The organism is Streptomyces sp. NPDC005774, assembly GCF_042871645.1.
Classification (GTDB): Bacteria; Actinomycetota; Actinomycetes; order Streptomycetales; family Streptomycetaceae; genus Streptomyces; species Streptomyces pratens.
In genome coordinates this window covers 23,977-49,491 of the sequence record NZ_JBIAIV010000047.1, presented here as the reverse complement: position 1 = coordinate 49,491, position 25,515 = coordinate 23,977, and the positions used below count along the sequence as shown (strand labels likewise).

Below are 25,515 nucleotides of genomic sequence, written 5' to 3'. Positions count from 1 at the left end.
GAGTGATCCGGGAGCGACCCGGGAGTGATCCGGGAGCCCTCCGGATCAGTCGCCGAGCTTCAGCAGGCTCGCCACGATCGGGCCCGCCGTGGAGCCGCCGTGGCCGGCCGCCTGCACGACGCCCGCCGCCGCGAGGTCCCCGCGGTACGCGGTGAACCAGCCGTTGGGCTTCTTCTGCCCGTCGACCTCGGCCGAGCCGGTCTTCGCGCCCTTGTCGCCACTGACCACGGCCATCGCCTTCGCCGCGGTGCCGCTGGTCGCCGTGTACGACATCAGCTGCCGCAGTTGCGTCGCGGTCCCGGCCGACATGGTGCGCGAGGCGGTGGCCAGCTTCCGGCCGTCCACCTCCGGCGACACCAGGTACGGCTGGTGGAACTCGCCCGCCTTGACGGTCGCCGACACCGACGCCATGTTCAGCGGGTTCATCCGCACGCCGCCCTGTCCGATCAGGGAGGCGGCCATGGGGGCGTCCTTCTGCACCGGCACCGAGCCGTCGAAGGACGGGATGCCGATCTGCCAGTCGTCGCGTGAGAGCCCGAAGACCTGCTGGGCCTGCTTGGTCAGGTCGTCGTCCTTCAGCTCGGACGCCTGGCTGATGAAGGCGGTGTTGCAGGAGGCGCCGAAGCTGTCGCGGAAGGTGCCGCCCTTGATCTCGAACTTGTCGAGGTTCTGGAACTTCCAGCCGCCGTAGCTGGAGTACTTCGGACACGGGTGCTTCTCGTCGATGGACGCGAGGCCCTTCTCGATCAGCAGCGAGGCGGTGAGGACCTTCATCGTCGAACCCGGGGCCAGCGAGCCCTGGAGCGCGGTGTTGAACCCGCGCGAGGAGTTCGCGGCGGCGAGGATCTCGCCGGTCGACGCGCGCATCACCGCCACCGACGACTTGGCCTTCTTGGCCACCTGCTCCTCGGCCGCCGCCTGGAGGGCCGGGTCCAGTGTGGTCTTCACCGTGCCGGGGGTGCCCTCGCTCAGCTCCAGCACGGTCTTGTCGGAGGCCTCCGCCTTCTTGGACGCCTCGCCGCGGACGACCCGCAGCTCGATGCCGGCCTTGCCGCCCGCCGTCTTCCCGTACTTCTCGCGCAGCCCGTCGAGCATCGGGCCCAGGGACGGGTAGGTCTTGGTGGTCAGCTCGCCGCCGTCCCGGTCCAGTGCCTTGATCGGCGGGGTGTCCGTCTCGCCCGTGACCAGCTTGTCGCCGTCCTTGAGGTCGGGGTGCACGACCTCGGACCGCCATGCGACCTGCGGTTCGCCGTCCCCGTCCCGGCGTACGACGGTCAGCCTGCTGTCGTACGCCAGTGGCTCGGCGTTCTCCTCGTACGCCACCGTGCCCTTGACGGAGAACGGGACCTCGGCGCCGGCACGGGTGCCGGCGGTGAGGGTGACGTCCTTGACGCGGGCGTCCTTGGCGTAGCCGGTGAGCAGGGCGGTGGCCGCCTCCGGGTCGTCGGTGGCGTCGGCGGCCTCGCTCACCTTGCCCTGCTGCCAGGCGGTGAGGAAACGGTCGGCCGCGGCGGTGACCTCGGCGGCGGACAGCGGACCGCTCTTGGCCTTGGCCTGCTGGGTGGCCGATGTCGAGGGGTCGTCCCCGCTTCCGGACCCGCCCCCGAACAACGCGTAGGCACTGATTCCGGCGCCCCCGACGACGACGGCGATCACTCCGCCGAGCACGGCGGGGTTGGTCTTCCGTCGCCCGGCGACGCGCCTTCTGTTGCCCACTGCTGTTCGATCCTCCGTAAAGTCCGCCGGGACGCCGGCCGTACTGCCGTACCGTCATGTGGCCATGTCGTCACATAGTCATACCGGACCGATGGGCGCCGATGCTCCCAGGCCAATGACGGCCCCCAGCCTAGAGTCCCGCCTCCCGCGCGTCGCGCTCAGCCGCCCGCTCGTAGCACAGCTGCGACAATCGGACCGGCCGCGTCGCCGCCGTGGCCGCCCTGCTGGGTCATGGCCGCCGCCGCGACGTCGCCCCGGAAGCCGGTGAACCAGCTGTCGGAGGTGGCGTTGCCGTCGACCTCGGCGGAGCCGGTCTTCGCACCGATGTCACCGCCGAGACCGGACATGGCCTGCGCGGCGGTGCCCTGGGTGGCCGTCAGACGCATCATCTGCTTCAACTGGCTCGCGGTGCCCGCCTGCAGACCCTTCGCCTGCGCCAGCTGCCGGCCGTCGAGCTCCGGGGAGACGAGGTACGGCTGGCGGAAGGTACCGGTGATGGCGGTGGCCGTCACCGACGCCATGTTCAGCGGGTTCATCTGCACCTGGCCCTGGCCGATGGCGTTCGCCGCGCGGTCCGGGCCGCTGACGGCGGGGACGCTGCCGTCGAAGGAGACGACGCCGGTCGCCCAGTCGTCCCGGCCGAGCCCGAACCGCTCCTGCGCTTCCTGGGTGAGCGAGGCGTCGGTCAGCGGTTCCTCGTCGATGAGCTTGATGAAGGCCGTGTTGCAGGAACGCAGGAAGCTGTTGGCGAGGGTGGCGCCCTCGTTCGGCTCCATGCCGGTGAGGTTCTTGAAGGTCTGGCTCTGCCAGGTCGCGGTGGGCGGGCAGGGCGCCGGGCCGTTCATCGAGGCCACGCCGTTGTCGATGAGCATGGCCGCGGCGATGATCTTCATGGTGGAGCCGGGGGCGACCCGGCCCTGGAGCGCGGCGTCGAACCCGTCCTCGCGGTGGTTGGCCACGGCCAGCACTTCGCCGGTGCTCGGCTGCACGGCCACCACCGACGACTCGGGGAACCCCTTCACCGCCTTCTCGGCGGCCGCCTGCACGCCCGCGCTGAGCGTCGTCCGCAGCTTGCCGGGCTTGCCCTTGGCGAGCGTCACCAGCGTGGAGTCGGCGGCGCCCGTCCCGTCCGTGGTCCCGTCCCCGGAGCCGTCCGCGTGCCGGATGGTCAGCTCGACGCCGGGGGCGCCGCCCGCCTTGTCACCGTACTTCTCGCGCAGGGTGTCCAGGATCGGGCCGAGCGAGGGGTACTCCTCCTCCGTCAGCACCGTGCCGTCCCGGCCCACGGCCTCGATCGGCGGCTGCGCGGCCTCCCCGGTGACGAGGGTGTCGCCGTCCTTGAGTTCCGGGTGGACGACGGACGGCTCCCAGTCGACCAGGGCCCGCCCGGTGTTCTGCCCGCGCACGACGGTCAACTCGCTCTTGTAGGTGAGCGGTTCGGACTTCCCGTCGTACGAGACGGTCGCCTTCACACTGAACGGCACGGTCGTGCCGGCGGGTGTGCCCGGTGTGATCTCGACGTCGGCTATGCGGGCGTCCTCGCCGTAGGCCGCCAGCAGCGGGGCGGCGCCCTCGGCGTTGTTCGTGTACGACGCCGCCTGTGCCGCCTCCCCCTTCTCCCAGGCCGCGAAGAACGTCCCGCTCGCCTTCTCGACCTCCTCCTTGTCCGGCGGCCCGGACTTCTTCGTCACGGCCGCGTCCGAACCGCCACCGCCGCCCCCGTCGCCGTTCACCGCCGACACGAAGTTGTAGACCCCGTACCCGGCCCCGCCCACCATCGCCGCGAACACACCACCGATGACGGCGGTCTTGACCCCCTTGCCCATCGGGCGTTTCCCCTCCCCCGCCGGACCCCCACGTCTTCTGAACGTGTTCAGAAAGTTCGGCGAGTGAGCACTCTACGCACAAGGAGTGGCGGCAGGGGCGACTGTTTCTTTTTGTTGTCCGAAAGGAGATCGAGTCCGGCCGCCACCCACCACGGCAGGTTCAACCTCGAACGGCGGAAGGGTAGTTACGCCCCAGGGCGCGCGGTACACCCCGCCCCGTACCGCTTCCTCAGCTCGGCTTCTCGCCGAGTGCCGCGCGCAGCCGGTCCAGTGAGCCGGTCGCAAGTATCGCGTCGGCCCGCAGCCGGGGTCCGCTGGTGGCCGCTCTCCTGGTCGGCCTGCTGGCTGGGGGCAGAGGCGTGGGCGCGGCCTGGGCGCTGACCGGTGGCCCGTCGGGCGCGGGTGGCAGCGCCGGTGACGACGCCCGAGGCGCGTGCGACGCGCCGGCCGGTGTGGACGAGTCGAAGTTCTCGACGAAGGGCAAGGCGGGCGAGCCGGCGATGTACCGCTTCGCGGGCGCCTTCGACCTGTCCACGGCCGCCGCCGAGGGCGACTCCTCGTACGAGCCGCTCGCGGAGGCCATCAGCCGGGCGCGCAACCAGTCACCTCCAGGTCTTCGAGGTCGACGCCGAGGTGAAGAAGGAACTGGCCAAGGCCCGCGGAACAGGGGGCCGCCCTTGGCGTAGCCAGGACTGTCCGGCTGATCAGGAGGGGCATGGGCTACGGACGCGCGTGGACGCGGAGCGCAGCGGGTGTCATGATCACGGCGGCGTCCGGCGCGGGGCCGGCGCGCAAGGAGGGGGAACGATGCTGCTCTCTATCGCCATCCTTTCTGTGGTGGTGGCGTTACTCTTCGCCGCTTCGGGCGTAGCGGCGGTTACCCGGGGCTGGGTTCTCCCCGTGAACCGGCGTCCGGTTCACCGCGTTCGCCTCTACGGCTGGGGCCAGTTGGTGGCTGCCTTCGCCTTGTGCTGGCAGTTGGTCTTCTGGCTGGTGATCAGCGACATCGGCACCCGGCAGTGGGGGATCTTGACAGGAAGCGGGCTTCTGCTGACCGGCATCATCGCGATGGGGGTGAGCCACCGCCCGGGTGGTGATCGACAGGGCAGCGGCATGCCCTAGCCGTGGAAGTGGTTGCACTTGAACGTCGCCCTGCGGATGTTCACCGTCGTGCCGCCCTTGTGGGCCGCTCGTGCTGAGGACCTGGACGGCGATCCAGCCGCCGAAGACGGCGGCGGCCAGGGTGATGAGCTGGGTGACGAACGCGGTCAGCGCGGCGATGAACGAGGTGAGCAGCAGCAGACCGCCGCACACGGTGAGGAAGCCGACGCCCCCGAGGGCGACGTTCACCGCCGTGCGGGAGACGGCCGGCACGGTCTCGGCCGGGGTGTGCTGGGTGTGGTCGATGGGCGTAGGACCATGAGGGTTCCCTTCGCGCCGGAGTCGGCGATCCACAGCCGCACCGTGCGGGCCGCCCCGGGGATGGTGATGAACACCTCGTGCTCGTGCCGGGTGAGGTTCTCGGCGAGCTTGCGGCGCCGGTTCTGCACCTCGTTCGTCGACACCCCGAGGGCAGGGTGACGTCGACTTCCAGGCCGCATCCGGCGATGCGGATCGGTCCGAGCATGGACGCGCCGGCGTCGCCCATCTCCTTGATGGCGCCTCGCAGGGCCGGGCCTCCGAGGTCGCGCAGGGCCTTGACCACGATCGACGGCGTGATCGGCTCCCCCTCACCCGAGCGGACGTTGCCCGGGAGGACCCATTTCGGTGCGGTCTGCTGCTTGCGGCCGACCGACCACAGGGTGAGCAGGGCCAGGAACGGGCCGATCGTGAGCGCGGGACCCCAGACGATCTGCACGATAAACCTGCTGTTGCCATGAGCTGGGCCGTCTTCGGGCCGTCTCCGGGCCGTCCGAGGGCGGCCCACGACGACCAACGACGACCATGGGGGCCCGGTGGGATGCCGCGCCCCCATGGCGCATCCGTCCGGCTAGACCCACGTGTCGAGCCACATCCGGGCCCGCCAGTCGTCGATCGGGATGGCCGTGCCGGTGTAGATGGGCCAGAAGTAGATGAAGTTCCAGACGATCAGGAGGGTCAGGACGCCCGCGGCCGTGGCGCCTGCCACGCGGCGGGTGTCGCCGGCGCGGGGTGGGCCGATGAGCGCGCCCAGGAGCATCGCCACCGCCAGGCACAGGAAGGGGAGGAAGACGACGGAGTAGAAGTAGAAGATCGTGCGCTCCTGGTAGAAGAACCAGGGCAGATAGCCGGCCACGATGCCGCAGGCGATGGCGCCCGCCCGCCAGTCGCGGCGGAAGAACCAGCGCCACAGGACGTAGAGGAGCGCGAAGCAGCCCACCCACCACAGCAGGGGCGTGCCCAGGGCCAGTACCTCGCGGGCGCACTTCTCGGCCGCGTCGGCCGGGCAGCCGTCCGTGCCGGGTGCCGGGGAGTCGTAGTCGAACGAGACCGGGCGGCCCGCGATGATCCAGCTCCACGGGTTGGACTCGTAGGTGTGCGGCGAGGACAGGCCGACGTGGAACTCGTACACCTGGTTCTCGTAGTGCCAGAAGCTGCGCCACCAGTCGGGGAACAGCCACGACCAGGCGCTGTCCTTGCCGTCGGTCACGGCCCAGTCGCGGTAGTAGCCGCCGCTGCCGTCGTCCGAGGAGAGGAACCAGCCGGTCCAGGAGGCGAGGTACGTCGCCAGGGCGATCGGCACCGTGGACAGGAACGCCCAGCCCAGGTCGCGCTTCATCACGGCCCGCACGGGGCTGTGGGCGCCGGCGGTCCGGCGGGAGCCGACGTCCCACAGCACCGCCATCACACAGAAGGCGGCCATGATGTACAGGCCGTTCCACTTCGTGGCGAACGCCAGGCCCAGCATCAGCCCCGCCGTCAGCCGCCACGGCCGCAGGCCCAGCCGCGCGGTCTCGGCGATGTGCGCGTCCGGCAGGGCCCTGCCGTCGGTGCCCACGGGCAGCGCGGCCGCGAGCTTCTCCCGCGCCCGGTCCCGGTCGACGACCAGACAGCCGAAGGCCGCCACCACGAAGAACATCAGCACCCCGTCGAGCAGCGCGGTGCGGCTCATCACGAAGTGCAGGCCGTCCACCGCCATCAGCGCGCCCGCCAGGCAGCCGAGGAACGTAGAGCGGAACAGGCGCCGGCCGATCCGGCACAGCATCAGGACCGAGAGCGTGCCCAGCAGGGCCGTCATGAACCGCCAGCCGAACGGGTCGAACCCGAACATCAGCTCGCCCAGCCCGATGACGTACTTCCCGACCGGCGGGTGCACCACGTACGCCGCTTCGATCGGGACGGAGACGTCGCCGCCGGAGGAGAGGATCTGCTTGTCCGCGGCCTTGTCCCAGTTGACCTCGAAGCCGCGCTGGACCAGCGCCCACGCGTCCTTCGCGTAGTACGTCTCGTCGAATATCACCTTTTTGGGGCTGCCCAGGTTCCAGAAGCGCAGCACCCCCGCCAGCAGCGTGACCAGCAACGGACCGCCCCAGCCCGACCAGCGAGTGATCCGCTCGCCGAGCGTCGGCGGCACCCCGAGCGCCGTCCACAGTCTGCCCGCCGGCTTCGTGTACGGCGGGACCAAGCGGTCGCGGACGTCGCCCCCGGGCCTCGCCGTGTAGCCGAAACGGCGGAGCCGCTGCTGCCACGACGGTTGCTGGTCCTGTGGCGGCTGTTCCTGCCGGGTGTCCGTGGAGGACGCGGTACTCGTCACCGCGCCATCGTAGGGAATGGCCCTGTGGGAGTCCCGCGCATGGGAGGTACGGGCCCGGTATGCCCCAGGTGCGCCCGACTCCGCCGCACTGGGTGCGAGGGCGGATGCGGGGTGGGTGCGGGGCCCGAGCGGGTGCGGATGCGCGCCGGGTGCGGGTGCCGGGCCGGGCAGGGTGCGGGCCGGGTACGGGGCGGGGTGCGGGCCGTCCTCGTGGGGGCTCCGGTGCTGGGAGGATGAGAGGGTGACCGGAATCCTCGTACTCGCAGGCACCCCCATCGGCGACGTCTCCGACGCACCGCCCCGGCTCGCCGAGGAGCTGGCCGGCGCCGACGTCGTCGCCGCCGAGGACACCCGGCGGCTGCGACGGCTGACCCAGGCGCTCGGCGTCACCCCCAAGGGACGGGTGGTCTCCTACTTCGAGGGCAACGAGTCCGCCCGTACGCCCGAACTGGTCGAGGAGCTGGCGGGCGGCGCCCGCGTACTGCTGGTGACGGACGCCGGGATGCCCTCCGTGTCCGACCCCGGATACCGGTTGGTCGCCGCCGCCGTCGAGCGGGACATCAAGGTCACCGCCGTGCCCGGACCGTCCGCGGTACTCACCGCGCTCGCCCTGTCCGGGCTGCCCGTCGACCGGTTCTGCTTCGAGGGGTTCCTGCCCCGCAAGGCCGGGGAACGGCTGGGGCGGCTGCGGGAGGTCGCCAAGGAGCGGCGCACCCTCGTCTACTTCGAGTCCCCGCACCGGCTCGACGCCACGCTCGCCGCGATGGCCGAGGTGTTCGGCACCGAACGCCGCGCCGCCGTCTGCCGTGAGCTGACCAAGACGTACGAGGAGGTCAGGCGCGGTCCGCTGGCCGAGCTGGCCGCATGGGCGGCCGAGGGCGTACGCGGCGAGATCACCGTCGTCGTCGAGGGCGCCCCGGACCACGGGCCCGAGGAAGTGGACGTCGCCGAGTTGGTGCGCCGGGTACGGGTGCGCGAGGAGGCGGGGGAGCGGCGCAAGGAGGCCATCGCGGCGGTCGCCGTGGAGGCGGGAGTGCCCAAGCGGGAGGTCTTCGACGCCGTGGTGGCGGCGAAACGCTCCGAGGGGTGAACGGGGCCGGCTAGCGCCGTCGGTGGTCGGCTTCGTCGCGGGCCGACGGTGGTGTGCGGCCGGACGCGCCCACGCGGCGGAGCCGCAGATCGATACGGTCCCGCGCCCCTCCGGGGCGCGTACGGCAGGCATGGGTAAAGAGCACGGGTGGCATCGGTAAGGGAACGCCTAAATCGGCACCAAATAGCTCGTCGGGCCCGGTGCGTTTCCGCTCGCGGAGGAGTCCACTGGAAGCGAGGAACGGGGCGGGACCGCTCCGTTCCCTCCAGGTATGTCCGTGGACCGTCCGTGGACCGACAGGAGTCGGGATGACCGAGATCGCAGAGGGGCCCGGAGCGCGCGCCGACGCCGGCGCCGTCATCAGGGAGTCGTACTCCTTCGCCTGCATGCGCTGCGGGTACGGCTGGGAGCAGTCGTACGAGATAGAACACCACCAGGACACCGACGGCCACGACCTCGTGTGCTATCTGGCGAACGGCCGGATCGTGCCCTCCCCGCTGAGCCGTCCGACGTGCCTCCGCTGCGACGGCCATGTCGTACGGATCATGCGGCCCGGCCGGGTCACCACGGCGCTCGACGCGGCCCACATCGAGCCCGGCGACCGGCACTGGCATCTGGCCGGCCTCATGCACCCCTTCCGCCGGAAGGAGTGACCGTTCCCGGCCGCGGGATGCCGTCTCCCGGCGGTCCGTAGGATCGGTGCATGTCTTCGAACGCCCGCGACACCGCCACCGGGACCACCTCGGACACCTCGGACACCTCGGACACCTCCGGCAAGAACGCGGCCCCGCCGCTCCCGGCGCCCCTGCGGGTGCCGGTCGCGGACTCGCACACCCACCTCGACATGCAGTCCGGCACGGTGGAGGAGGGGCTCGCCAAGGCCGCGTCCGTGGGGGTGACGACGGTGGTCCAGGTCGGCTGCGACCTCGCGGGCTCGCGCTGGGCCGCGGAGACGGCCGCCGCGTACGACAGCGTGCACGCGACCGTCGCGCTCCACCCGAACGAGGCGCCGCGCATCGTGCACGGCGATCCCGATGGATGGTCACGGCAGGGGGCGCGGGAGCCCGGCGGCGACGCGGCCCTGGACGAGGCGCTCGCAGAGATCGACCGGCTGGCCGCGCTGCCCCAGGTCAAGGGCGTCGGCGAGACCGGACTGGACTACTTCCGCACCGGGCCCGAGGGTAAGGAGGCGCAGGAGCGGTCCTTCCGCGCCCACATCGAGATCGCCAAGCGGCACGGCAAGGCCCTGGTGATCCACGACCGCGACGCCCACGCCGACGTGCTGCGCGTGCTCAAGGAGGAGGGCGCACCGGAACGCACCGTCTTCCACTGCTACTCGGGGGACGCCGCGATGGCGGAGATCTGCGCCCGCGCCGGGTACTTCATGTCGTTCGCCGGCAACGTCACCTTCAAGAACGCCCAGCACCTGCGCGACGCCCTCGCCGTCGCCCCGCCGGAGCTCGTCCTGGTGGAGACCGACGCCCCGTTCCTGACGCCGGTGCCCTACCGCGGCCGGCCGGGCGCCCCGTACCTGGTGCCGGTCACCGTGCGCGCCATGGCGGCCGTACGCGGGACCGACGAGGACACCCTCGCCACGGCCCTCGCGGCGAACACGGCACGGGCCTTCGGTTATCCACAGGCGTGACCTGCGGGGTCCCGCGCCCCGTACCCTTGTCCCCGTGACGAGCCCCACCCCCGACGCCCTCCTGGGCCCCGCCGACGTCCGCGAACTCGCGGCCGCGCTCGGCGTACGGCCCACCAAGCAGCGCGGCCAGAACTTCGTGATCGACGCGAACACGGTCCGCCGTATCGTTCGCACCGCCGGGGTCCGCCCGGACGACGTGGTCGTCGAGGTCGGGCCGGGGCTCGGCTCGCTCACCCTGGCGCTGCTGGAGGCCGCCGACCGGGTCACCGCCGTCGAGATCGACGACGTCCTCGCCGCCGCGCTGCCCGCGACCGTCGCGGCCCGGATGCCGGAGCGGGCCGGCCGGTTCGCGCTGGTCCACTCCGACGCGATGCAGGTCACCGAGCTGCCCGGCCCCGCCCCGACCGCGCTGGTCGCCAACCTGCCCTACAACGTGGCCGTCCCGGTGCTGCTGCACATGCTCGAGACCTTCCCGAGTATCGAGCGCACCCTCGTCATGGTCCAGGCCGAGGTCGCCGACCGGCTCGCCGCCCCGCCCGGCTCGAAGGTGTACGGCGTGCCCTCGGTCAAGGCCAACTGGTACGCCGAGGTCAAACGGGCCGGCGCCATCGGGCGGAGGGTGTTCTGGCCGGCGCCCAACGTGGACAGCGGCCTGGTCTCCCTCGTCCGCCGCGAGGAACCGCTGAAGACCACCGCCACCCGGCGCGAGGTCTTCGCCGTCGTCGACGCGGCCTTCGCCCAGCGCCGCAAGACCCTGCGGGCCGCCCTCGCCGGATGGGCGGGCTCGGCCGCGGCGGCGGAGACCGCGCTGGTCGCCGCCGGGGTGTCGCCGCAGGCCCGCGGCGAGTCCCTGACCGTCGAGGAGTTCGCGCGCATCGCCGAGCACAAGCAGTCCGAGCAGTCCGAGGAGCCCGTCGCGTGAGTGTCACCGTCCGCGTGCCCGCCAAGGTCAACGTCCAGCTCGCGGTCGGCGCGGCCCGCCCCGACGGCTTCCACGACCTGGCCAACGTCTTCCTCGCGGTCGGCCTCCACGACGAGATCACCGTGGCACCGTCGCCGGACGGACTGCGCGTCACCTGCGCGGGCCCGGACGCCGCCGAGGTGCCCCTGGACCGGACGAACCTCGCCGCCCGCGCCGCCCTCGCGCTCGCCGGGCGGTACGGCCGGGACGCCGACGTGCACCTCCACATCACCAAGGACATCCCCGTCGCCGGCGGCATGGCGGGCGGCAGCGCCGACGGCGCCGGCGCCCTGTTGGCCTGCGACGCGCTGTGGGGGACCGGCGCCTCGCGGCAGGAACTGCTCGACATCTGCGCCGAGCTGGGCAGCGACGTGCCGTTCGCACTGGTGGGCGGGGCGGCACTGGGCACCGGGCGGGGCGAGAGACTGACGGAGCTGGAGGTCGGCGGCACCTTCCACTGGGTGTTCGCGATGGCCGAGCGCGGGCTGTCCACCCCGGCGGTCTTCCGGGAGTTCGACCGGCTCGCGGAGGGCCGGGACATCCCCGAGCCCATGGCCTCGCAGGACCTGCTCGACGCCCTCGCCAAGGGCGACCCCGACGCGCTCGCCGCGACCGTCTCCAACGATCTCCAGCCGGCGGCGCTGTCAATGTTCCCGGAACTCGCCGGCACCCTGGCCGCCGGGCGTGGCGCCGGCGCCCTCGCCGCCCTGGTCTCGGGATCCGGGCCGACCACGGCCTTCCTCGCGCGGGACGCGGAGGCGGCGGAGGCGATCGCGGACGCGCTGAGGGCCTCCGGCACCTGCCGCACCGTACGTACGGCGGCGGGGCCGGTGCCGGGAGCGACGGTGATCTGAAGGGGGTTCGGCTCAGAGCTCGTCGACGGCGGTGAGGTCGATGTCGATGGCATACGGCTGGTCGACCTTGACGCGCTCGCGCTGCATCCCCATGTGCACATACGCGTGAGTGAGCGGGTCCAGCTCGTAGACGTGGACCAGCGGACTACGGCCGGTTCCGTCGCGCTCAACGCGCCAGAAGTTGGGGATGCCGGCAGCCGCGTACTTCTGGGGTTTGGTCGTGCGGTCGCGTGACTCCGAGTCCGGGGACACGACTTCGACTGCCAGCAGTACGTCCTGAGCCTGATAGCTCGTCTGGTCCGGTCCGCTGACCGCATCGGTCAGGACGACGCTCACATCGGGCTCCGGGCCATTGCGCCGGTCGAGGATGATGGTCATCTCCCGCTTCACCCTGAACTTCTTCGGCACGCTTCGCCGGAGGCCGCTGACCAGCAGGTCGATCACGTCTGCGTGGAAATTGCGCTGCGGACTCACGAGTACGAGGCTCCCGTCGATCAGCTCGGTGTGCGGCGGGAGATCGGGCAGTGTGAACAGATCGTCCACGGTGTAGCCGTCCCTGGGCGGCACGTGCCAGTGGCAGTGCTGCTTCACGGACTCGGCGGTCATGGTTCCTCCCATGGACGGGATCCTGCTGCCTGCCCTCTAAGGTAGCCGCCCGTTTCCGATCACGTCATCACAAAGAGTGACTGTTGCCTCGCACTCCGGCCGCCGTCGGGAACGCCCTACGCTTGAAAGTCGATCGATCCCCCAGTACAGGAGAGAAATGGCCGTCAATCTGGTCAATGTCGAGAACGTCAGCAAGGTGTACGGCACCCGTGCCCTCCTCGACGGCATCTCCCTGGGGGTCTCGGAGGGGGACCGCATCGGTATCGTCGGGCGAAACGGCGACGGCAAGACCACCCTGATCCGGATGCTCGCCAAACTGGAGGAGGCGGACACCGGGCGGGTCACGCACTCCGGCGGGCTGCGCCTCGGCGTGCTGACCCAGCACGACTCCCTCGACCCGCAGGCCACGGTCCGGCACGAGGTCATCGGCGACATGGCCGACCACGAGTGGGCGGGCAACGCCAAGGTCAGGGACGTCCTGACGGGGCTGTTCGGCGGCCTGGACCTGCCGGGCTTCCCCAAGGGCCTGGACACCGTCATCGGACCGCTGTCCGGTGGCGAGCGGCGCCGGATCGCGCTCGCCAAGCTGCTCATCGACGACCAGGACCTGGTCGTCCTCGACGAGCCCACCAACCACCTCGACGTCGAGGGCATCGCCTGGCTCGCCCGGCACCTGCGGGAGCGGCGCTCCGCGCTCGTCTGCGTCACCCACGACCGCTGGTTCCTCGACCAGGTCTGCACCCGCATGTGGGACGTGCAGCGAGGTGACGTGTACGAGTACGAGGGCGGCTACACCGACTACGTCTTCGCCCGCGCCGAACGGGAGCGCATCGCCGCCACCGAGGAGGTCAAGCGGCAGAACCTGGTTCGCAAGGAGCTGGCCTGGCTGCGCCGCGGGGCCCCCGCGCGGACGTCCAAGCCGCGCTTCCGTGTCGAGGCCGCCAACGAACTGATCAAGGACGTCCCGCCGCCCCGGGACAGCAGCGAGCTGATGAAGTTCGCCTCCTCCCGGCTCGGCAAGACGGTCTTCGACCTGGAGGACGTCACCGTCCAGGCGGGGCCCAAGGTGCTGATCAAGCACCTCACCTGGCAGCTCGGTCCCGGTGACCGGTTCGGCCTGGTCGGTGTCAACGGCGCCGGGAAGACGTCCCTGCTGCGGGCCCTGACCGAGGCCGCCCGCAGCGAGGGCGAGATCCAGCCCACGGCGGGACGGATCCACGTCGGCAAGACGGTCAAACTCGCCTACCTCTCCCAGGAGGTCGCCGAACTCGACCCCACCTGGCGGGTGCTCCAGGCCGTGCAGGCGGTCCGCGAGCGCGTCGACCTCGGCACGGGGCGCGAGATGACCGCCGGGCAGCTGTGCGAGACGTTCGGCTTCAACAAGGACAAGCAGTGGACGCCCGTCGGCGACCTGTCCGGCGGTGAGCGGCGGCGGCTCCAGCTGCTGCGGCTGCTCATGGACGAACCCAACGTCCTCTTCCTCGACGAGCCCACCAACGACCTCGACATCGAGACCCTCACCCAGCTCGAGGACGTCCTCGACGGCTGGCCCGGCTCGATGATCGTCATCTCCCACGACCGGTTCTTCGTCGAGCGCACCACCGACCGGGTGTTCGCCCTGCTCGGCGACGGCGCCCTGCGGATGCTGCCGCGCGGTATCGACGAGTACCTGGAGCGGCGCAAGAAGATGGAGGAGGGGGCGGCCGCCACCTCCGCCGCCCCGCCCTCGGCGGCGAAGCCGGCCGCGGACGCCGCCCCCGAGAAGAGCGCCGCCGACGTGCGCGCCGCCAAGAAGGAGCTGCAGAAGATCGAACGGCAGCTCGACAAGGTCTCCGAGAAGGAGGCCAAGCTGCACGCCGCGATCGCCGAGAACGCCACGGACTTCGCCAAGGTGGCCCAACTCGACGCCGAACTGCGGGAGACGGCCGGTCAGCGGGATGAGCTCGAACTGCGGTGGCTGGAACTCGCCGAGAACGCCTGACCCCCTGGCCACCCTGGCCACTCCTCCCTCCACGTGCCCCACACGCACCCACGCGAGCCCCGCACGCCGGTCCGTGTGCGGGGCGTGCGAGGTGTGAAGGGGGCGTGGAGGCGCGTAACGAGGGCATCACAGGCCGGTTCTCCCTTGGGAACAGCGGTGGACGGGGCCCGGTGGCCTGTCGGTACCGGGTGATAGAAAGAGCCCGTCCGAGAACCGTCGGAACCGCGTGAATACGACTCTGGGGACATTGCGCGCCTCAGGGTGTGGCTAAAAATCAGTGAGCAAGGGGGAACACGCTGATGGCTCAGCCGCCCAGCCAGCCGCCGCAGGGTGGCTTCGGAGCACCGCAGGACCCGCCCGCGCCGGGTGGTGGCTTCGGGGCTCCGCCCCCGCAGCCTCCGCAGGGCCCGCCCCAGACGCCGCCGCCCCCGCAGGGCCCGCCGTCCGGATCGCCGCAGCCGGGGTACGGCTACCCGCAGCAGACCCCGCCTCCGCCGCAGCCGGGACCGTACGGGCAGCCGCAGCAGCCTGGACCGTACGGGCAGCAGCCGGGACCGTACGCCTCCGGGCCGTACGCCTCCGGGCCGTACGCCTCCGGCCCCTACGGCGGCCAGCCGCAGCAGCCCGGCCCGTACGGGCAGCAGCCGGGGTACGGCTACCCGCAGCCGCAGTTCCCGGGCGCGCCCGGGACCCCGCCGCCGGGACCCGGCTCCCGCAACCCCTTCAAGGGCAAGTCCGCCGTGATCATCGGCGCCGTGGCGGCGGTGCTGATAGCCCTCGGCACCACCGTGTGGGCGGTCTCCGGCGGCGACGAGGAGAAGGGTAAGAAGCCCGTCGCCCAGCAGACCGGCGACGACCCCAAGCCCCAGCCCTCCGGCGCCCCGGTCAACCCGGGGGACGGCAGCGGCGACGGCGACTCCGGCCCCGAGGACCTCAACGAGGGCCGCAAGTCCGGCGAGTCCAAGGTGCTCTGGTACAAGGAGGCGCCCGACGCGCCCGGTTCCGGAGCCGACGCCCCCGGCATGTGGATCACCGGCAAGACGGCGGTGAAGGCGGCCTACAAGGAGCTCTCCGCCTACAACGTCGCCGACGGCAAGCCGGCCTGGGAGCCCCTGGTCCTCCCGCAGAAGATCTGCGCGGTCACCTCGGAGAAGACGTCCGACGACAAGGTCGTCGTCGCGTACATGAGCGGCGGCAGCGACCGCGCCAAGTGCAACCAGCTCCAGCTCGTCGACCTCGACACCGGCGAGAAGGGCTGGACGAAGAAGGTCGACGACGGCGCGCTGTTCGACTCCGTGATCTCCATCGAGATGACCCTCAGCGGCAACACGCTGATGGTCGGCCGCTCGCAGTCCGGCACCGCGTTCGATGTGACGTCCGGCGACAAGATGTACGACAAGAAGAAGTACGGCGAGGCCTGTTTCCCCGCCGGGTTCGCGGGCGGCGAGCGGCTGATCCAGGTCGCGTCCTGCGGTGCGGGCGGCAACAACGAGCACGACGAGGTCCAGGAGCTCGACCCGAAGACCGGCAAGGTCAAGTGGACCCAGAAGTTCGACAAGGGCTGGCGCGTCGAGCGCGCCTACTCCGTCGACCCGGTGGTCATCTACAGCACCAACCAGGGCAAGAAGGCGTGGAACATCTCCACGCTGGGCTCCAGTGGCTCGATCCGCTCCCAGGTCTCCGTCGACGAGGACTTCTCCGCCCAGTGCGGCTGGGCCATCCTCGCCCGTGACCTCCAGGGCTGCGAGGGCGTCGCCGTCGACGGGGACACTCTCTACCTGCCCACCAAGGCGACCACCGGGGCCAACGAGATCGTCGCGGTCAGTCTCGCCACCGGCAAGGAGAAGTGGCGGGTGAAGTCCCCCGTGGCGAACTCGATGGTGCCCATGAAGGTCGAGGACGGCAAGCTCATCGCCTACGTGGAGCCGTCGTACGACGGGGGCGGGCGGATCGTGTCCATCGCGACCACGGGCAGCAGCCACAAGCCGGGCACACTGCTGCAGAACCCGCAGGGCACCGCGGCCATCGAGAGGGGTTTCTTCAGCAAGTCCATCGACTGGGTCGACGGCCGCTTCTACCTCTCGACCACCCGGCTGACCGGCAATGACGACGCGAAGGAAAAACTGATGCTCGCCTACGGCAAGTAAGGCGCGCAGCAGTGGTGAGGTGCGCCGGCCCCCCGCCGGCCCCCGCCGGCCGGCGCCCCCGCCCCCTCCGGTCCCTTCCCCGCCGCCCGTCCCCGTCTTCGAGTTCTTCGAGGTACTCACGTCATGACGCAGCCGCCCCAGCCGCCCAACCAGCCGGGCTTCGGCCCGCCGCCCGAGCCGTCCCCGCCCGAGCAGCCGCAGCAGGCCCCCGCGGCCCCGCAGGCTCAGCCGGGCTTCGGTCCGCCGCCCGAGCCCGCGCAGCCGCCGGCGCAGCAGCCCCCGTCCGCACCGGGCGGCCCCGATCTCAGCAAGACCCCGGAGCCGGGCTACGGCTACCCGCAGGCCCCCCAGCCGCCGCAGCAGTCGCCCCGGACGGCCCCGCAGACCCCGCCGCCGGCTGCTCCGGTGCCGGGCGGTCCGCAGACGCCGCCCGGGTACGGCTATCCGCAGCAGCCTCCGGTCGGCTACGGATACCCGGGCCAGCCGCAGCCGGGCCAACCCGGTGCGTACGGCCAGCCGCAGCAGCCCTATGGTCAGCAGCCGTACGGTCAGCAGCCGTACGGTCAGCAGCCGTACGGTCAGCAGCCGTACGGCCAGCAGCCGTACGGCCAGCAGCCGTACGGCCAGCCCTACGGCTATCCGCACCCGACCGTGCCGATGCAGCCGCAGCCGGGGCAGCCCGGCGGCGGGCGGAAGGTCAACGCGACGTCGGCGATCATCGTCGCCGCGGTCGTGGCCATCGGCCTGATCGTCGGCACCGGTGTCTGGTACTCCTCGTCCAGTGGTGACGACGACAAGAAGAACACCGCGAACTCCGGCGACAGCGGCGGCACGAAGGGCGCCGAGGGCGGCGGCTCCGGCGGCGACGAGACCACCGGCGGCGACGAGAAGGCCCCGGCCGACCCCTCCGCCAAGGTCCTCTTCCAGGTACCGGCGCCGAAGGTCCCGAAGGACGCCACGACCATCGTCACCTCCGGCTCCTGGACGACCGACAAGGTGTACGCCAAGAGCGGCATCGCCGAGGTCGTCGGCTACGACGCCGCCAAGGGCAGCGAGCTGTGGACACTCGACCTGCCCGGACCGGTGTGCGAGGCCAGCGACCACGCCACCGAGGACGGCAGGACGGCGATCATCTACAAGCCGAAGATGCCGACCAAGACCGAACCGCAGAGCTGCACGCAGGTCGCGGCCTTCGACCTCGCCACCGGCGAGAAGCTGTGGTCCGAGACGGCCAAGAGCGGCACCCAGGAGATCAGCTTCAACAACATCACCGTCAGCGGGAACACCGTCGCGGCGGGCAGCACCAGCGGCGGCGCCGCCTGGGACATCACCTCCGGCAAGGCCCTGTGGGCACCCAAGACGTCCGGCGCCTGCTACGACTCCGGCTACGGCGGCGGCCCGAAGATGGTCGCGGTGCGCAAGTGCGGTTCGTACGACCAGCGGCAGCTGCACATCCAGACCATCGACCCGAAGGACGGGAAGGTGATCTCGGAGTACAAGATGTCCGAGGGCATCGACTACGCGGCCGTGGTGTCCACCGACCCGCTGGTCGTGGCCGCCGACGTCGGCGACTCCGCCGGTGACGGCAGCGGCATATCGGACTTCTTCTCCATCGACAACAAGAGCGGCGGGCTGCGGTCCCGCATCTCCGCGCCCGGTGAGGAGTTCGGCGCCCGCTGCGACGGCATCACCAAGATCGAGCACTGCAGTGGACTGGCCGTCGGCAAGGACCGGCTGTACATCGCGACCGAGGAGCACGAGGGCTCCGGCGACGGGTACAGCCGGACCAACGAGATCGTCGCCTTCGACCTGTCCACCGGCAAGCAGACCGGCCAGCGCGCCGACGCGGGCGACGACTACACGATCGTCCCGCTGCGGATGGACGGCGACAACGTCATCGCGTACAAGCGTCCGCCCTACGACAAGGGCGGGCAGATCGTGAGCATCGCCGGCGGTTCCTTCAAGGAGACCAAGCTGATGGAGAACCCGGCGACGAAGTCCGTGCGGGACGTGGAGGCGCGGATGTTGCCCCAGCACGCCGAGATCCTGTACTCCCAGGGCCGGCTGTACATGTCGGACGTGTACGCCAGCGAGTTGTCCTCGGGCGACAAGGAGTACCTGGCGATCGCTTTCGGTACCGGCTGATCGTTCCACGACCTGCCTGGACCAGTTTCGATCTGCTCCGGCTCTGTTCCGGTCCGCTCGTGAGGCCCGCTCGTGAGGCCCGTTCGTACGGCCCCGCCCCTGCTCAGGGGTGGGGCCGTACGCGTACCGCTCATGGGGTGTTCATGGTCGACGAATACGAGAATTTCGGCGTTCCGGGGCGATTCTCGCCGGTAGGGGGAGCGCGACGTCGAACAAGCGTGTAGCTTCCGGGACCGGACGGGGAGGCGGCGCACGGGGGTGCGCTCGCGGTTTGGGGGGATGATCGATGGGCGTGCGGTTGATGGTGGTCGACGACCACCGGCTGCTCGCGGAGGCGTTGGCCTCGGCGTTGAAGCTGCGGGGGCACCGGGTGCTGGCCGCGGCGGCACCGGTGGCGGGGGCGGCGGATCTGGTGATCAGCAGAGCGCCGGAGGTGTGCCTGCTGGGGACGGCGGCCCCGGCGGAGCCCGGGATCTTCGACCCCGTGGTGAAGATCAAGCGGGAACGACCGCAGGTGGCGGTGCTGGTGCTGGGCCCGGTGCCCAGCCCCCGCGGGATCGCGGCGGCGTTCGCGGCGGGCGCGTCCGGCTATGTGCGGCACGACGAACGCATCGAGGGCGTCGAACGGGCGATCATGAAGGCGCGGGCGGGGGAGGCGGCTGTGGCGCCGCAACTGCTGCAGGGCGCGTTCGGCGAACTGCTGAACCCGGCGGTCCAGCCGGACGACGAGGGCCAGCGGCTGCTGCGGATGCTGACCCCGCGGGAGGTGGAGGTCCTGGTCCGGGTCGCCGAGGGTGAGGACACCCGGCTGATCGCGGCGGGCATGGGCATAGCACCGTCCACGGCGCGGACGCATGTACAGCGCGTCCTGATGAAACTCGGTGTGGGCTCCCGGCTGGAGGCCGCGGCGCTGGCCGCCCGGACGGGGCTGCTGGACCGGGCGGGCCCGGTGCGGGGGACGTCGTCGCCCGAGGAGTGAGGGTGAGTGGGGGCGGGCGGGAGTGAGGGCGGGTGAGGGCGCTCGGGGGGCGGGATGCCGGCCGGTTCCGGCGCTTGTGCTGCCGGTACCGCGGACGTCCCGCCCCGCTGCGACGCGCCCCCTCGGACGTCCCACCGCGCGCGGGTGATCGGCCGCCCCGTCGGGGCCGCCCCGCCGTGTGCTCAGTCGCCCCGCTGTTGCTCCTGTGCGGGGTCCGTGACGTCCGGGGCGGTGGAGCCGTGGGCCGCAGCTTCAGCCGGACGAGGAAGAACAGGCCCAGGGCCAGCATGCCCAGGCCGTTCCACAGGTTGATGTTGACGCCCTCGGCCTTGTCGATGTCCGCGTCGGACGCGGTGACGCCCGCGGTCGTGACGATGACGCCGTACACCACGAACAGGCCGCCGATGAGGCGGCGGATGTCGAAGAGGCGGGCGGCGGTCGCGGACTTGGTCTGCAGCTCGGAGACCTCCTCCTGGAGGTCCTTGTAGATGGCCGAGGAGAGACCGCCGAGGGTGATGTAGGCGAGGACGAAGAAGCCGGCGATCACGATGGCCACCCACTGCGGCCAGCCCGGCAGCGCCTCGACCACGATCGCCAGTGCGTAGAGGTTGACGCCGGCGATGAGGATGGCCGCGCAGGCGAACAGGGTCGAGCTGAGCAGGTGGGCCGCCTTGTCGAAGCGCAGCAGCAGGAACTCGGGGACCGAGCGGACCTTGGAGCCGTAGTGGAACGGCATCATCACCAGGCCGAGGAAGACCATCGCCGGGATGGCGCCGATCCAGTACCAGTGCGTGGTGCAGACGCCGTACTGCGCGCTGTTGGCGGCCATGCCCAGGATCTCGGTGGCGCCCAGGTTGGCGGCGACGAAGGCCAGACCGGTGACCCGGGCGGGCAGGGAGCGGCCGGACAGGAAGAAGTCGAGGCTGGTCTTCACCGACCGGCGGGCCGCGAACCCGATGCCGAGGACGACGAAGTAGATCGCGAGGATCAGGTAGTCGAGCCGGTTGGTGGGGAGCCGCAGTTCGGCGGCGAGGTGGAGCGGGCCGGCGGGATCGGTGGGGTCGGTGAGGGAAGTGAGGTGTGGGGTGCATGGTGCAGGCAGATGTGTGGGGGTCTGCATGAGTACTCGCTTCGTTGCGCGAACCCATACGTCGCGGAACCTACGCCTCCGATTTCACCGATCGAACACGTCCACTGGTGCTGTTTGTTTGATGGTGATGTTGACGACCCTGGTGAGTTGTGTTTTGGTGTGTTGAGTTATGTTGAAACAGTATGAAGACGGTGTAGTGAAAACCGTGTGGTGAAAACCGTGCAGTGAACGGCTCGAATGGAGCGTCCGGCGTGAAGAAGACCTCGACCCGACTGGCCGACGGTCGCGAACTCATCTACTACGACCTCAGTGACGACACCGTGCGCGACGTGGCCGACCGCCGCCCGCTGGACGCCACCGTCACGACGTCCGAGATCCGCCGCGACCCGCTGCTCGGCGACTCCGTGGCCATCGCCTCCCACCGCCAGGGCCGCACCTACCATCCGCCGGCCGGCGAATGTCCCCTGTGCCCCTCCGAGGGTGACCGGCTCAGCGAGATCCCGGACTCCTCGTACGACGTCGTGGTCTTCGAGAACCGCTTCCCCTCCCTGGCCGGCGACTCCGGCCGCTGCGAGGTCGTCTGCTTCACCTCCGACCACAACGCCTCCTTCGGCTCCCTGAACGAGGAGCAGGCACGCCTGGTCCTGGACGCGTGGACGGACAGGACGTCGGAACTGTCCCATCTGCCTTCCGTTGAACAGGTGTTCTGCTTCGAGAACCGGGGAGCCGAGATCGGCGTCACTCTCCAGCACCCGCACGGGCAGATCTACGCCTACCCCTTCATCACCCCCCGCACCTCCCTGATGCTCCGCCAAGTGGCCGCACACAAGGAGGCAACCGGCGGGGCAAACCTGTTCGACACCGTCCTGGCGGAGGAACTGGCCGGGGAGCGGATCGTCCTGGAGAGCGACCACTGGGTCGCCTACGTGCCGTACGCCGCGCACTGGCCCTACGAGGTCCACCTGTACCCCAGGCGCCGGGTGCCCGACCTGCTCGGGCTCGACGAGGCGGCACGCACAGAGTTTCCCCAGGTCTATCTGGAACTGTTGCGGCGGTTCGACCGGATCTTCGGCGAGGGCGAACCCGCGACCCCGTACATCGCGGCCTGGCACCAGGCCCCGTTCGGCACGCTGGAGGAGTTCGACGGGGTCACGCGCGACGACTTCGCGCTCCACCTCGAGCTTTTCACCATTCGCCGCACATCCGGCAAGCTGAAGTTCCTCGCGGGTTCCGAGTCCGGCATGAACGTGTTCATCAACGACGTGCCGCCGGAACGCGCGGCCGAGCGACTGCGAGAGGTAGCGAGTTCATGAGCGGGAAGTACCTGGTCACCGGCGGCGCGGGCTATGTCGGCAGCGTCGTCGCCCAGCATCTACTGGAGGCCGGCCACAAGGTCGTCGTCCTCGACGACCTCTCCACCGGCGTGCGCGAGGCCGTCCCGGCCGGTGCTTCCTTCGTCGAGGGCGACATCCGGGACGCCGCCACCTGGCTCGACCCCTCCTTCGACGGCGTCCTGCACTTCGCCGCGTTCTCCCAGGTCGGCGAGTCGGTCGTGAAGCCCGAGAAGTACTGGGACAACAACGTCGGCGGCACCATGGCCCTGCTCGGCGCCATGCGCGAGGCGGGCGTGCGCCGGCTGGTCTTCTCCTCCACCGCGGCCACCTACGGCGAGCCCGAACAGGTCCCGATCGTCGAGTCCGCCCCGACCCGCCCCACCAACCCCTACGGCGCCTCCAAACTCGCCGTCGACCACATGATCACCGGCGAGGCGGCGGCCCACGGCCTGGGTGCGGTCTCCCTGCGCTACTTCAACGTGGCCGGCGCGTACGGCCACTGCGGTGAACGGCACGACCCCGAGTCCCACCTGATCCCGCTCGTCCTCCAGGTCGCCCGGGGCCGCCGCGACGCGATCAGCGTCTACGGCGACGACTACCCGACGCCGGACGGCACCTGCGTCCGCGACTACATCCACGTCGCCGACCTGGCCGAGGCCCACCTGCTGGCCCTGACCGCGGCGACCGAGGGCGAACACCTCATCTGCAACCTCGGCAACGGCAACGGCTTCTCGGTCCGCGAGGTCGTCGAGACGGTCCGCCGGGTCACCGGCCATCCGATCCCCGAGGTCGTGGCCCCCCGCCGGGGCGGCGATCCGGCGGTCCTGGTGGCGTCGGCCGCCGCGGCCCACGAGAAACTGGGCTGGGAGCCGTCCCGCCCGGACCTCGCCGGGATCGTCGCGGACGCGTGGGAGTTCGCGCAGCGGCAGCAGTAGCAACAGCAGAGCAAGCAGCAGCAGCACATTCAGTATGACGAAGGGTCAGGGAATGGGGCAGGGCATGAGCGAGTCGATCGCCGGCGAGGCGGACGCGGGAGCGGTCGGCGAGCGATTCCGGGAGCTGTACGGAGCCGAACCGCAGGGCGTCTGGGCGGCACCGGGCCGGGTCAACCTCATCGGTGAGCACACCGACTACAACGACGGCTTCGTCATGCCGTTCGCCCTGCCGCACACCGCGGTCGCGGCGGTCTCCCGGCGCGACGACGGCGTCCTGCGCCTGCACTCCGCCGACGTGGCCGCACCCGTCGTGGAGGTCACGGTCGACTCCCTCACTCCCGGCACGGACAAGAACTGGACCGCCTACCCGGCGGGCGTCGTCTGGGCCCTGCGCGAGGCCGGCCACGCCGTGACCGGCGCCGACATCCACCTCGCCTCGACGGTCCCGGCCGGCGCCGGCCTGTCCTCCTCGGCGGCCCTGGAGGTCGTCGTCGCCCTCGCCCTCAACGACCTGTACGCACTGGGCCTGCGCGGCTGGCAGCTGGCCCGCCTGTGCCAGCGCGCGGAGAACGTCTACGTCGGCGCCCCCGTCGGCATCATGGACCAGACGGCGTCCGCCTGCTGCGAGAGCGGCCACGCCCTGTTCCTCGACACCCGCGACCTCTCCCAACGGCAGATCCCCTTCGACCTGGCCGCCGAGGGCATGCGCCTGCTGGTCGTCGACACCCAGGTCAAGCACAGCCACAGCGAGGGCGAGTACGGCAAACGCCGCGCCGGCTGCGAGAAGGGTGCCGCGCTGCTGGGCGTCGACGCCCTGCGGGACATCCCGCACGCCGGACTCGACGCGGCGCTGGAGCGGCTGGGCGACGAGGAGGAGGTCCGCCGCCTGGTCCGCCACGTGGTGACGGAGGAAGCGCGGGTGGACCGGGTCGTCGCCCTCCTGGAATCGGGCGACACCCGTGCCATCGGCCCCGTCCTCGTCGCGGGCCACGCCTCCCTCCGCGACGACTTCCGTGTCTCCTGCCCCGAACTCGACCTGGTCGTCGACACGGCCGTCGCCGCCGGTGCCCTCGGCGCCCGCATGACCGGCGGCGGCTTCGGCGGCTCGGCCATCGTCCTGGCCGAGGCGACCGACGTGGACACCCTCACCAAGGCGGTGGAGACAGCCTTCGCAACGGCCGGCTTCAAGACCCCCCGCGTCTTCGAGGCGGTGCCTTCGGCGGGGGCACGGCGGGTGCGCTGAAGCGGTTCGGTGACACCGGTCAGGCCCCGGCGTCACCGGCCCGAGAAGCACACGGGCGGTACGAGAGCGACGCGGATCAGGCCGGGCTCGGACGGAGGGACGTCCGAGCAGTCCTGCACCTCCGCCGCGCATCCCGCTGCCTGACCATCCCCTGGGGCTCCAAGGATGTCCTGTCGGGCGAAGCGTCGTAGCCGATCAGGGCACTGGCCAGGCCGACGAAGGCCAGGAAGCGCTCGGCCTTGCGCTCATGGCGACGGTGTAGCCGGTGGCACCCGTTCAGCCAGGACACGTTCGCTCGACGACCCAGCGGTGTTTGCCGAGGCGGCTGGACGTTTCGACGCCTCGGCGAGCGATGCGCGGCACGATCTGCCGGGATGGTGTCCCACCGGGTGGTGCAGGGGATCTCCGCGGTCCCGACGCTGCGGGGCCGGAGACGGATGCCTTGCGGAAAGCGTGAGCAGTCGGCGGGCGTGTGTCACGTAAGCGCTCAAAAGAGCGGTATCAGGACAGTGGCAGCCAAAGTGCTCACTTCTTTGGAGCGGAGTGTCCTCCCCGGGGCGTGGGCGGGATGAGGGTGCCGCAGAGGCTTCCTCCTGTGGCATCACCGGGCCCATGAAGGCGTGTCAGGGCGGTTGCTCCGGCAGTGCCCCCGGCCGACGGGCCGTGCCTCGCGGCCGGACCATGGGTAAAAGGTTGACCTGAGGTACTGAGGTGCTGAGGTACCTCGTGAGTGGAGGTGGTATTCATGACCACGGCTTCGAAGGCGCCCCGGCAGGCGCCTCTCAAGGTGGACCCGGCGACGGACAAGTTGATCAGCCAGGGCGCGCATTTCCTGGGGCTGGCGAAGAAGGGCCTGGTCGCGGAGGCGGTACGGGTCTGTCTGGACCAGCGGCGCGAGGATTTGCGCGAGGGCATGGTGGAAGCGCTCCGTGTCCTGGACGGCTCCCTGAAGTCGGACGTCATGCTCCTGACCGGTCTGACAGCGGAGGAGATCGACGCGGTGGGGGGGATCGACGAATGACCGGTTCTGCGGTGGCGATGAGGCCGGCAAGGCCCACTCTGCGGTGCTTACGCGATGACCTCGGACTCTCCGTTCCGGCGGTGACCGATCCGCTGGACGAGGTCGAGCACCCCATCCTGGCGAAGACCGCCGAGCAGTTCACGGCGGACCAGTAACGACGGGACAGAGGCGACGGCAGAGGCTTTTCGGGAGGATGGTCTGTCGGGCGG

The 25,515-nt window shown here is 71.0% G+C and carries 20 protein-coding genes and 4 pseudogenes; 15 read left to right on the top strand and 9 right to left on the bottom strand.

Going from position 1 to position 25,515, the window contains the following annotated elements; all coding sequences use genetic code 11:
* Positions 1 to 45: 45 nt before the first annotated feature.
* From ACFYQA_RS31140 to ACFYQA_RS31130, 3 genes are all read right to left on the bottom strand, one after another.
* Positions 46 to 1,716: a penicillin-binding transpeptidase domain-containing protein gene (locus tag ACFYQA_RS31140; protein ID WP_388924953.1), complete on the bottom strand. Its 1,671-nt coding sequence runs from the start codon at positions 1,714 to 1,716 to the stop codon at positions 46 to 48.
* 158 nt (positions 1,717 to 1,874) lie between these two features.
* Complete coding sequence (locus ACFYQA_RS31135) at positions 1,875 to 3,542, bottom strand: penicillin-binding transpeptidase domain-containing protein (protein WP_388924950.1); 1,668 nt, start codon at positions 3,540 to 3,542, stop codon at positions 1,875 to 1,877.
* A 229-nt stretch (positions 3,543 to 3,771) separates the two neighbouring features.
* A complete protein-coding gene (locus tag ACFYQA_RS31130; protein ID WP_388924947.1) occupies positions 3,772 to 4,140 on the bottom strand; it encodes a hypothetical protein in 369 nt (122 codons plus the stop codon).
* A gap of 209 nt (positions 4,141 to 4,349) precedes the next feature.
* Here ACFYQA_RS31130 and ACFYQA_RS31125 point away from each other — a divergent pair, with 209 nt between their 5' ends.
* Positions 4,350 to 4,664, top strand: coding sequence for a hypothetical protein (locus tag ACFYQA_RS31125; protein WP_388924945.1), 315 nt, complete (start codon positions 4,350 to 4,352; stop codon positions 4,662 to 4,664).
* Here the strand turns inward: ACFYQA_RS31125 and ACFYQA_RS31120 are convergent.
* The 3 genes and pseudogenes from ACFYQA_RS31120 to ACFYQA_RS31110 form a co-directional block, all read right to left on the bottom strand.
* Positions 4,661 to 4,919: pseudogene (locus ACFYQA_RS31120) on the bottom strand (hypothetical protein); the annotation flags it as partial. The gene ACFYQA_RS31125 and the pseudogene ACFYQA_RS31120 sit on opposite strands and share 4 nt — an antisense overlap.
* 27 nt (positions 4,920 to 4,946) lie before the next feature.
* Positions 4,947 to 5,403 (bottom strand): annotated as a pseudogene (locus tag ACFYQA_RS31115) (ATP-binding protein); the annotation flags it as partial.
* A 129-nt stretch (positions 5,404 to 5,532) separates the two neighbouring features.
* Positions 5,533 to 7,275 carry a dolichyl-phosphate-mannose--protein mannosyltransferase gene (locus tag ACFYQA_RS31110; protein ID WP_388924942.1) on the bottom strand — a complete coding sequence of 581 codons (1,743 nt, stop codon included), beginning with the start codon at positions 7,273 to 7,275 and terminating at the stop codon, positions 5,533 to 5,535.
* A gap of 241 nt (positions 7,276 to 7,516) precedes the next feature.
* Between ACFYQA_RS31110 and rsmI the strand changes: the two genes are divergently transcribed.
* The 5 genes from rsmI (at position 7,517) to ACFYQA_RS31085 (ending at position 11,825) form a co-directional block, all read left to right on the top strand.
* Positions 7,517 to 8,365, top strand: a complete 849-nt coding sequence (rsmI, locus tag ACFYQA_RS31105; protein WP_388924939.1) for a 16S rRNA (cytidine(1402)-2'-O)-methyltransferase — start codon at positions 7,517 to 7,519, stop codon at positions 8,363 to 8,365.
* Positions 8,366 to 8,673: 308 nt separating this feature from the next.
* Positions 8,674 to 9,018, top strand: coding sequence for a hypothetical protein (locus ACFYQA_RS31100; protein WP_388924936.1), 345 nt, complete (start codon positions 8,674 to 8,676; stop codon positions 9,016 to 9,018).
* A 50-nt stretch (positions 9,019 to 9,068) separates the two neighbouring features.
* Entirely contained in the window at positions 9,069 to 10,010 is a 942-nt protein-coding gene (locus ACFYQA_RS31095) for a TatD family hydrolase (RefSeq protein ID WP_388924933.1), read from the top strand.
* 34 nt (positions 10,011 to 10,044) lie between these two features.
* A complete protein-coding gene (rsmA, locus tag ACFYQA_RS31090; protein WP_388924930.1) occupies positions 10,045 to 10,932 on the top strand; it encodes a 16S rRNA (adenine(1518)-N(6)/adenine(1519)-N(6))-dimethyltransferase RsmA in 888 nt (295 codons plus the stop codon).
* Complete coding sequence (locus ACFYQA_RS31085; protein ID WP_388924927.1) at positions 10,929 to 11,825, top strand: 4-(cytidine 5'-diphospho)-2-C-methyl-D-erythritol kinase; 897 nt, start codon at positions 10,929 to 10,931, stop codon at positions 11,823 to 11,825. The genes rsmA and ACFYQA_RS31085 overlap by 4 nt, the downstream gene beginning before the upstream one ends.
* 12 nt (positions 11,826 to 11,837) lie before the next feature.
* Here the strand turns inward: ACFYQA_RS31085 and ACFYQA_RS31080 are convergent, their stop codons facing one another.
* Positions 11,838 to 12,443 carry a Uma2 family endonuclease gene (locus tag ACFYQA_RS31080; RefSeq protein ID WP_388924924.1) on the bottom strand — a complete coding sequence of 202 codons (606 nt, stop codon included), beginning with the start codon at positions 12,441 to 12,443 and terminating at the stop codon, positions 11,838 to 11,840.
* Positions 12,444 to 12,588: 145 nt separating this feature from the next.
* Here ACFYQA_RS31080 and ACFYQA_RS31075 point away from each other — a divergent pair, with 145 nt between their 5' ends.
* From ACFYQA_RS31075 to ACFYQA_RS31060, 4 genes are all read left to right on the top strand, one after another.
* Entirely contained in the window at positions 12,589 to 14,412 is a 1,824-nt protein-coding gene (locus ACFYQA_RS31075) for an ABC-F family ATP-binding cassette domain-containing protein (RefSeq protein WP_388924921.1), read from the top strand.
* A 299-nt stretch (positions 14,413 to 14,711) separates the two neighbouring features.
* A complete protein-coding gene (locus tag ACFYQA_RS31070) occupies positions 14,712 to 16,559 on the top strand; it encodes a PQQ-binding-like beta-propeller repeat protein (protein WP_388924919.1) in 1,848 nt (615 codons plus the stop codon).
* Between the two features lie 123 nt (positions 16,560 to 16,682).
* Positions 16,683 to 18,704 carry a PQQ-binding-like beta-propeller repeat protein gene (locus ACFYQA_RS31065; RefSeq protein WP_388924916.1) on the top strand — a complete coding sequence of 674 codons (2,022 nt, stop codon included), beginning with the start codon at positions 16,683 to 16,685 and terminating at the stop codon, positions 18,702 to 18,704.
* A 286-nt stretch (positions 18,705 to 18,990) separates the two neighbouring features.
* Positions 18,991 to 19,683: a LuxR C-terminal-related transcriptional regulator gene (locus tag ACFYQA_RS31060; RefSeq protein ID WP_388924913.1), complete on the top strand. Its 693-nt coding sequence runs from the start codon at positions 18,991 to 18,993 to the stop codon at positions 19,681 to 19,683.
* Positions 19,684 to 20,158: 475 nt separating this feature from the next.
* Here the strand turns inward: ACFYQA_RS31060 and ACFYQA_RS31055 are convergent.
* Positions 20,159 to 20,803: pseudogene (locus tag ACFYQA_RS31055) on the bottom strand (Na+/galactose cotransporter); the annotation flags it as partial.
* Between the two features lie 221 nt (positions 20,804 to 21,024).
* Here ACFYQA_RS31055 and galT point away from each other — a divergent pair.
* From galT to galK, 3 genes are all read left to right on the top strand, one after another.
* The gene (galT, locus tag ACFYQA_RS31050; protein ID WP_388924910.1) at positions 21,025 to 22,086 is read left to right on the top strand and encodes a galactose-1-phosphate uridylyltransferase; all 1,062 of its coding nucleotides are present in this window, start codon (positions 21,025 to 21,027) and stop codon (positions 22,084 to 22,086) included.
* Positions 22,083 to 23,042: a UDP-glucose 4-epimerase GalE gene (gene galE / locus ACFYQA_RS31045; protein ID WP_388924907.1), complete on the top strand. Its 960-nt coding sequence runs from the start codon at positions 22,083 to 22,085 to the stop codon at positions 23,040 to 23,042. Before galT ends, galE begins: the two co-directional genes overlap by 4 nt.
* A 64-nt stretch (positions 23,043 to 23,106) precedes the next feature.
* Positions 23,107 to 24,285 carry a galactokinase gene (gene galK / locus ACFYQA_RS31040; protein ID WP_388924904.1) on the top strand — a complete coding sequence of 393 codons (1,179 nt, stop codon included), beginning with the start codon at positions 23,107 to 23,109 and terminating at the stop codon, positions 24,283 to 24,285.
* Positions 24,286 to 24,478: 193 nt separating this feature from the next.
* On the opposite strand, the pseudogene ACFYQA_RS31035 reads toward galK, so the two are convergent.
* Positions 24,479 to 24,660, bottom strand: a pseudogene (locus tag ACFYQA_RS31035) (transposase); the annotation flags it as partial.
* 370 nt (positions 24,661 to 25,030) lie between these two features.
* Here ACFYQA_RS31035 and ACFYQA_RS31030 point away from each other — a divergent pair.
* Both ACFYQA_RS31030 and ACFYQA_RS31025 read left to right on the top strand, forming a co-directional pair.
* Positions 25,031 to 25,306, top strand: a complete 276-nt coding sequence (locus ACFYQA_RS31030) for a hypothetical protein (protein ID WP_388924901.1) — start codon at positions 25,031 to 25,033, stop codon at positions 25,304 to 25,306.
* Positions 25,303 to 25,461: a hypothetical protein gene (locus ACFYQA_RS31025; RefSeq protein WP_388924898.1), complete on the top strand. Its 159-nt coding sequence runs from the start codon at positions 25,303 to 25,305 to the stop codon at positions 25,459 to 25,461. The genes ACFYQA_RS31030 and ACFYQA_RS31025 overlap by 4 nt, the downstream gene beginning before the upstream one ends.
* The last annotated feature ends 54 nt before the right edge of the window (positions 25,462 to 25,515 follow it).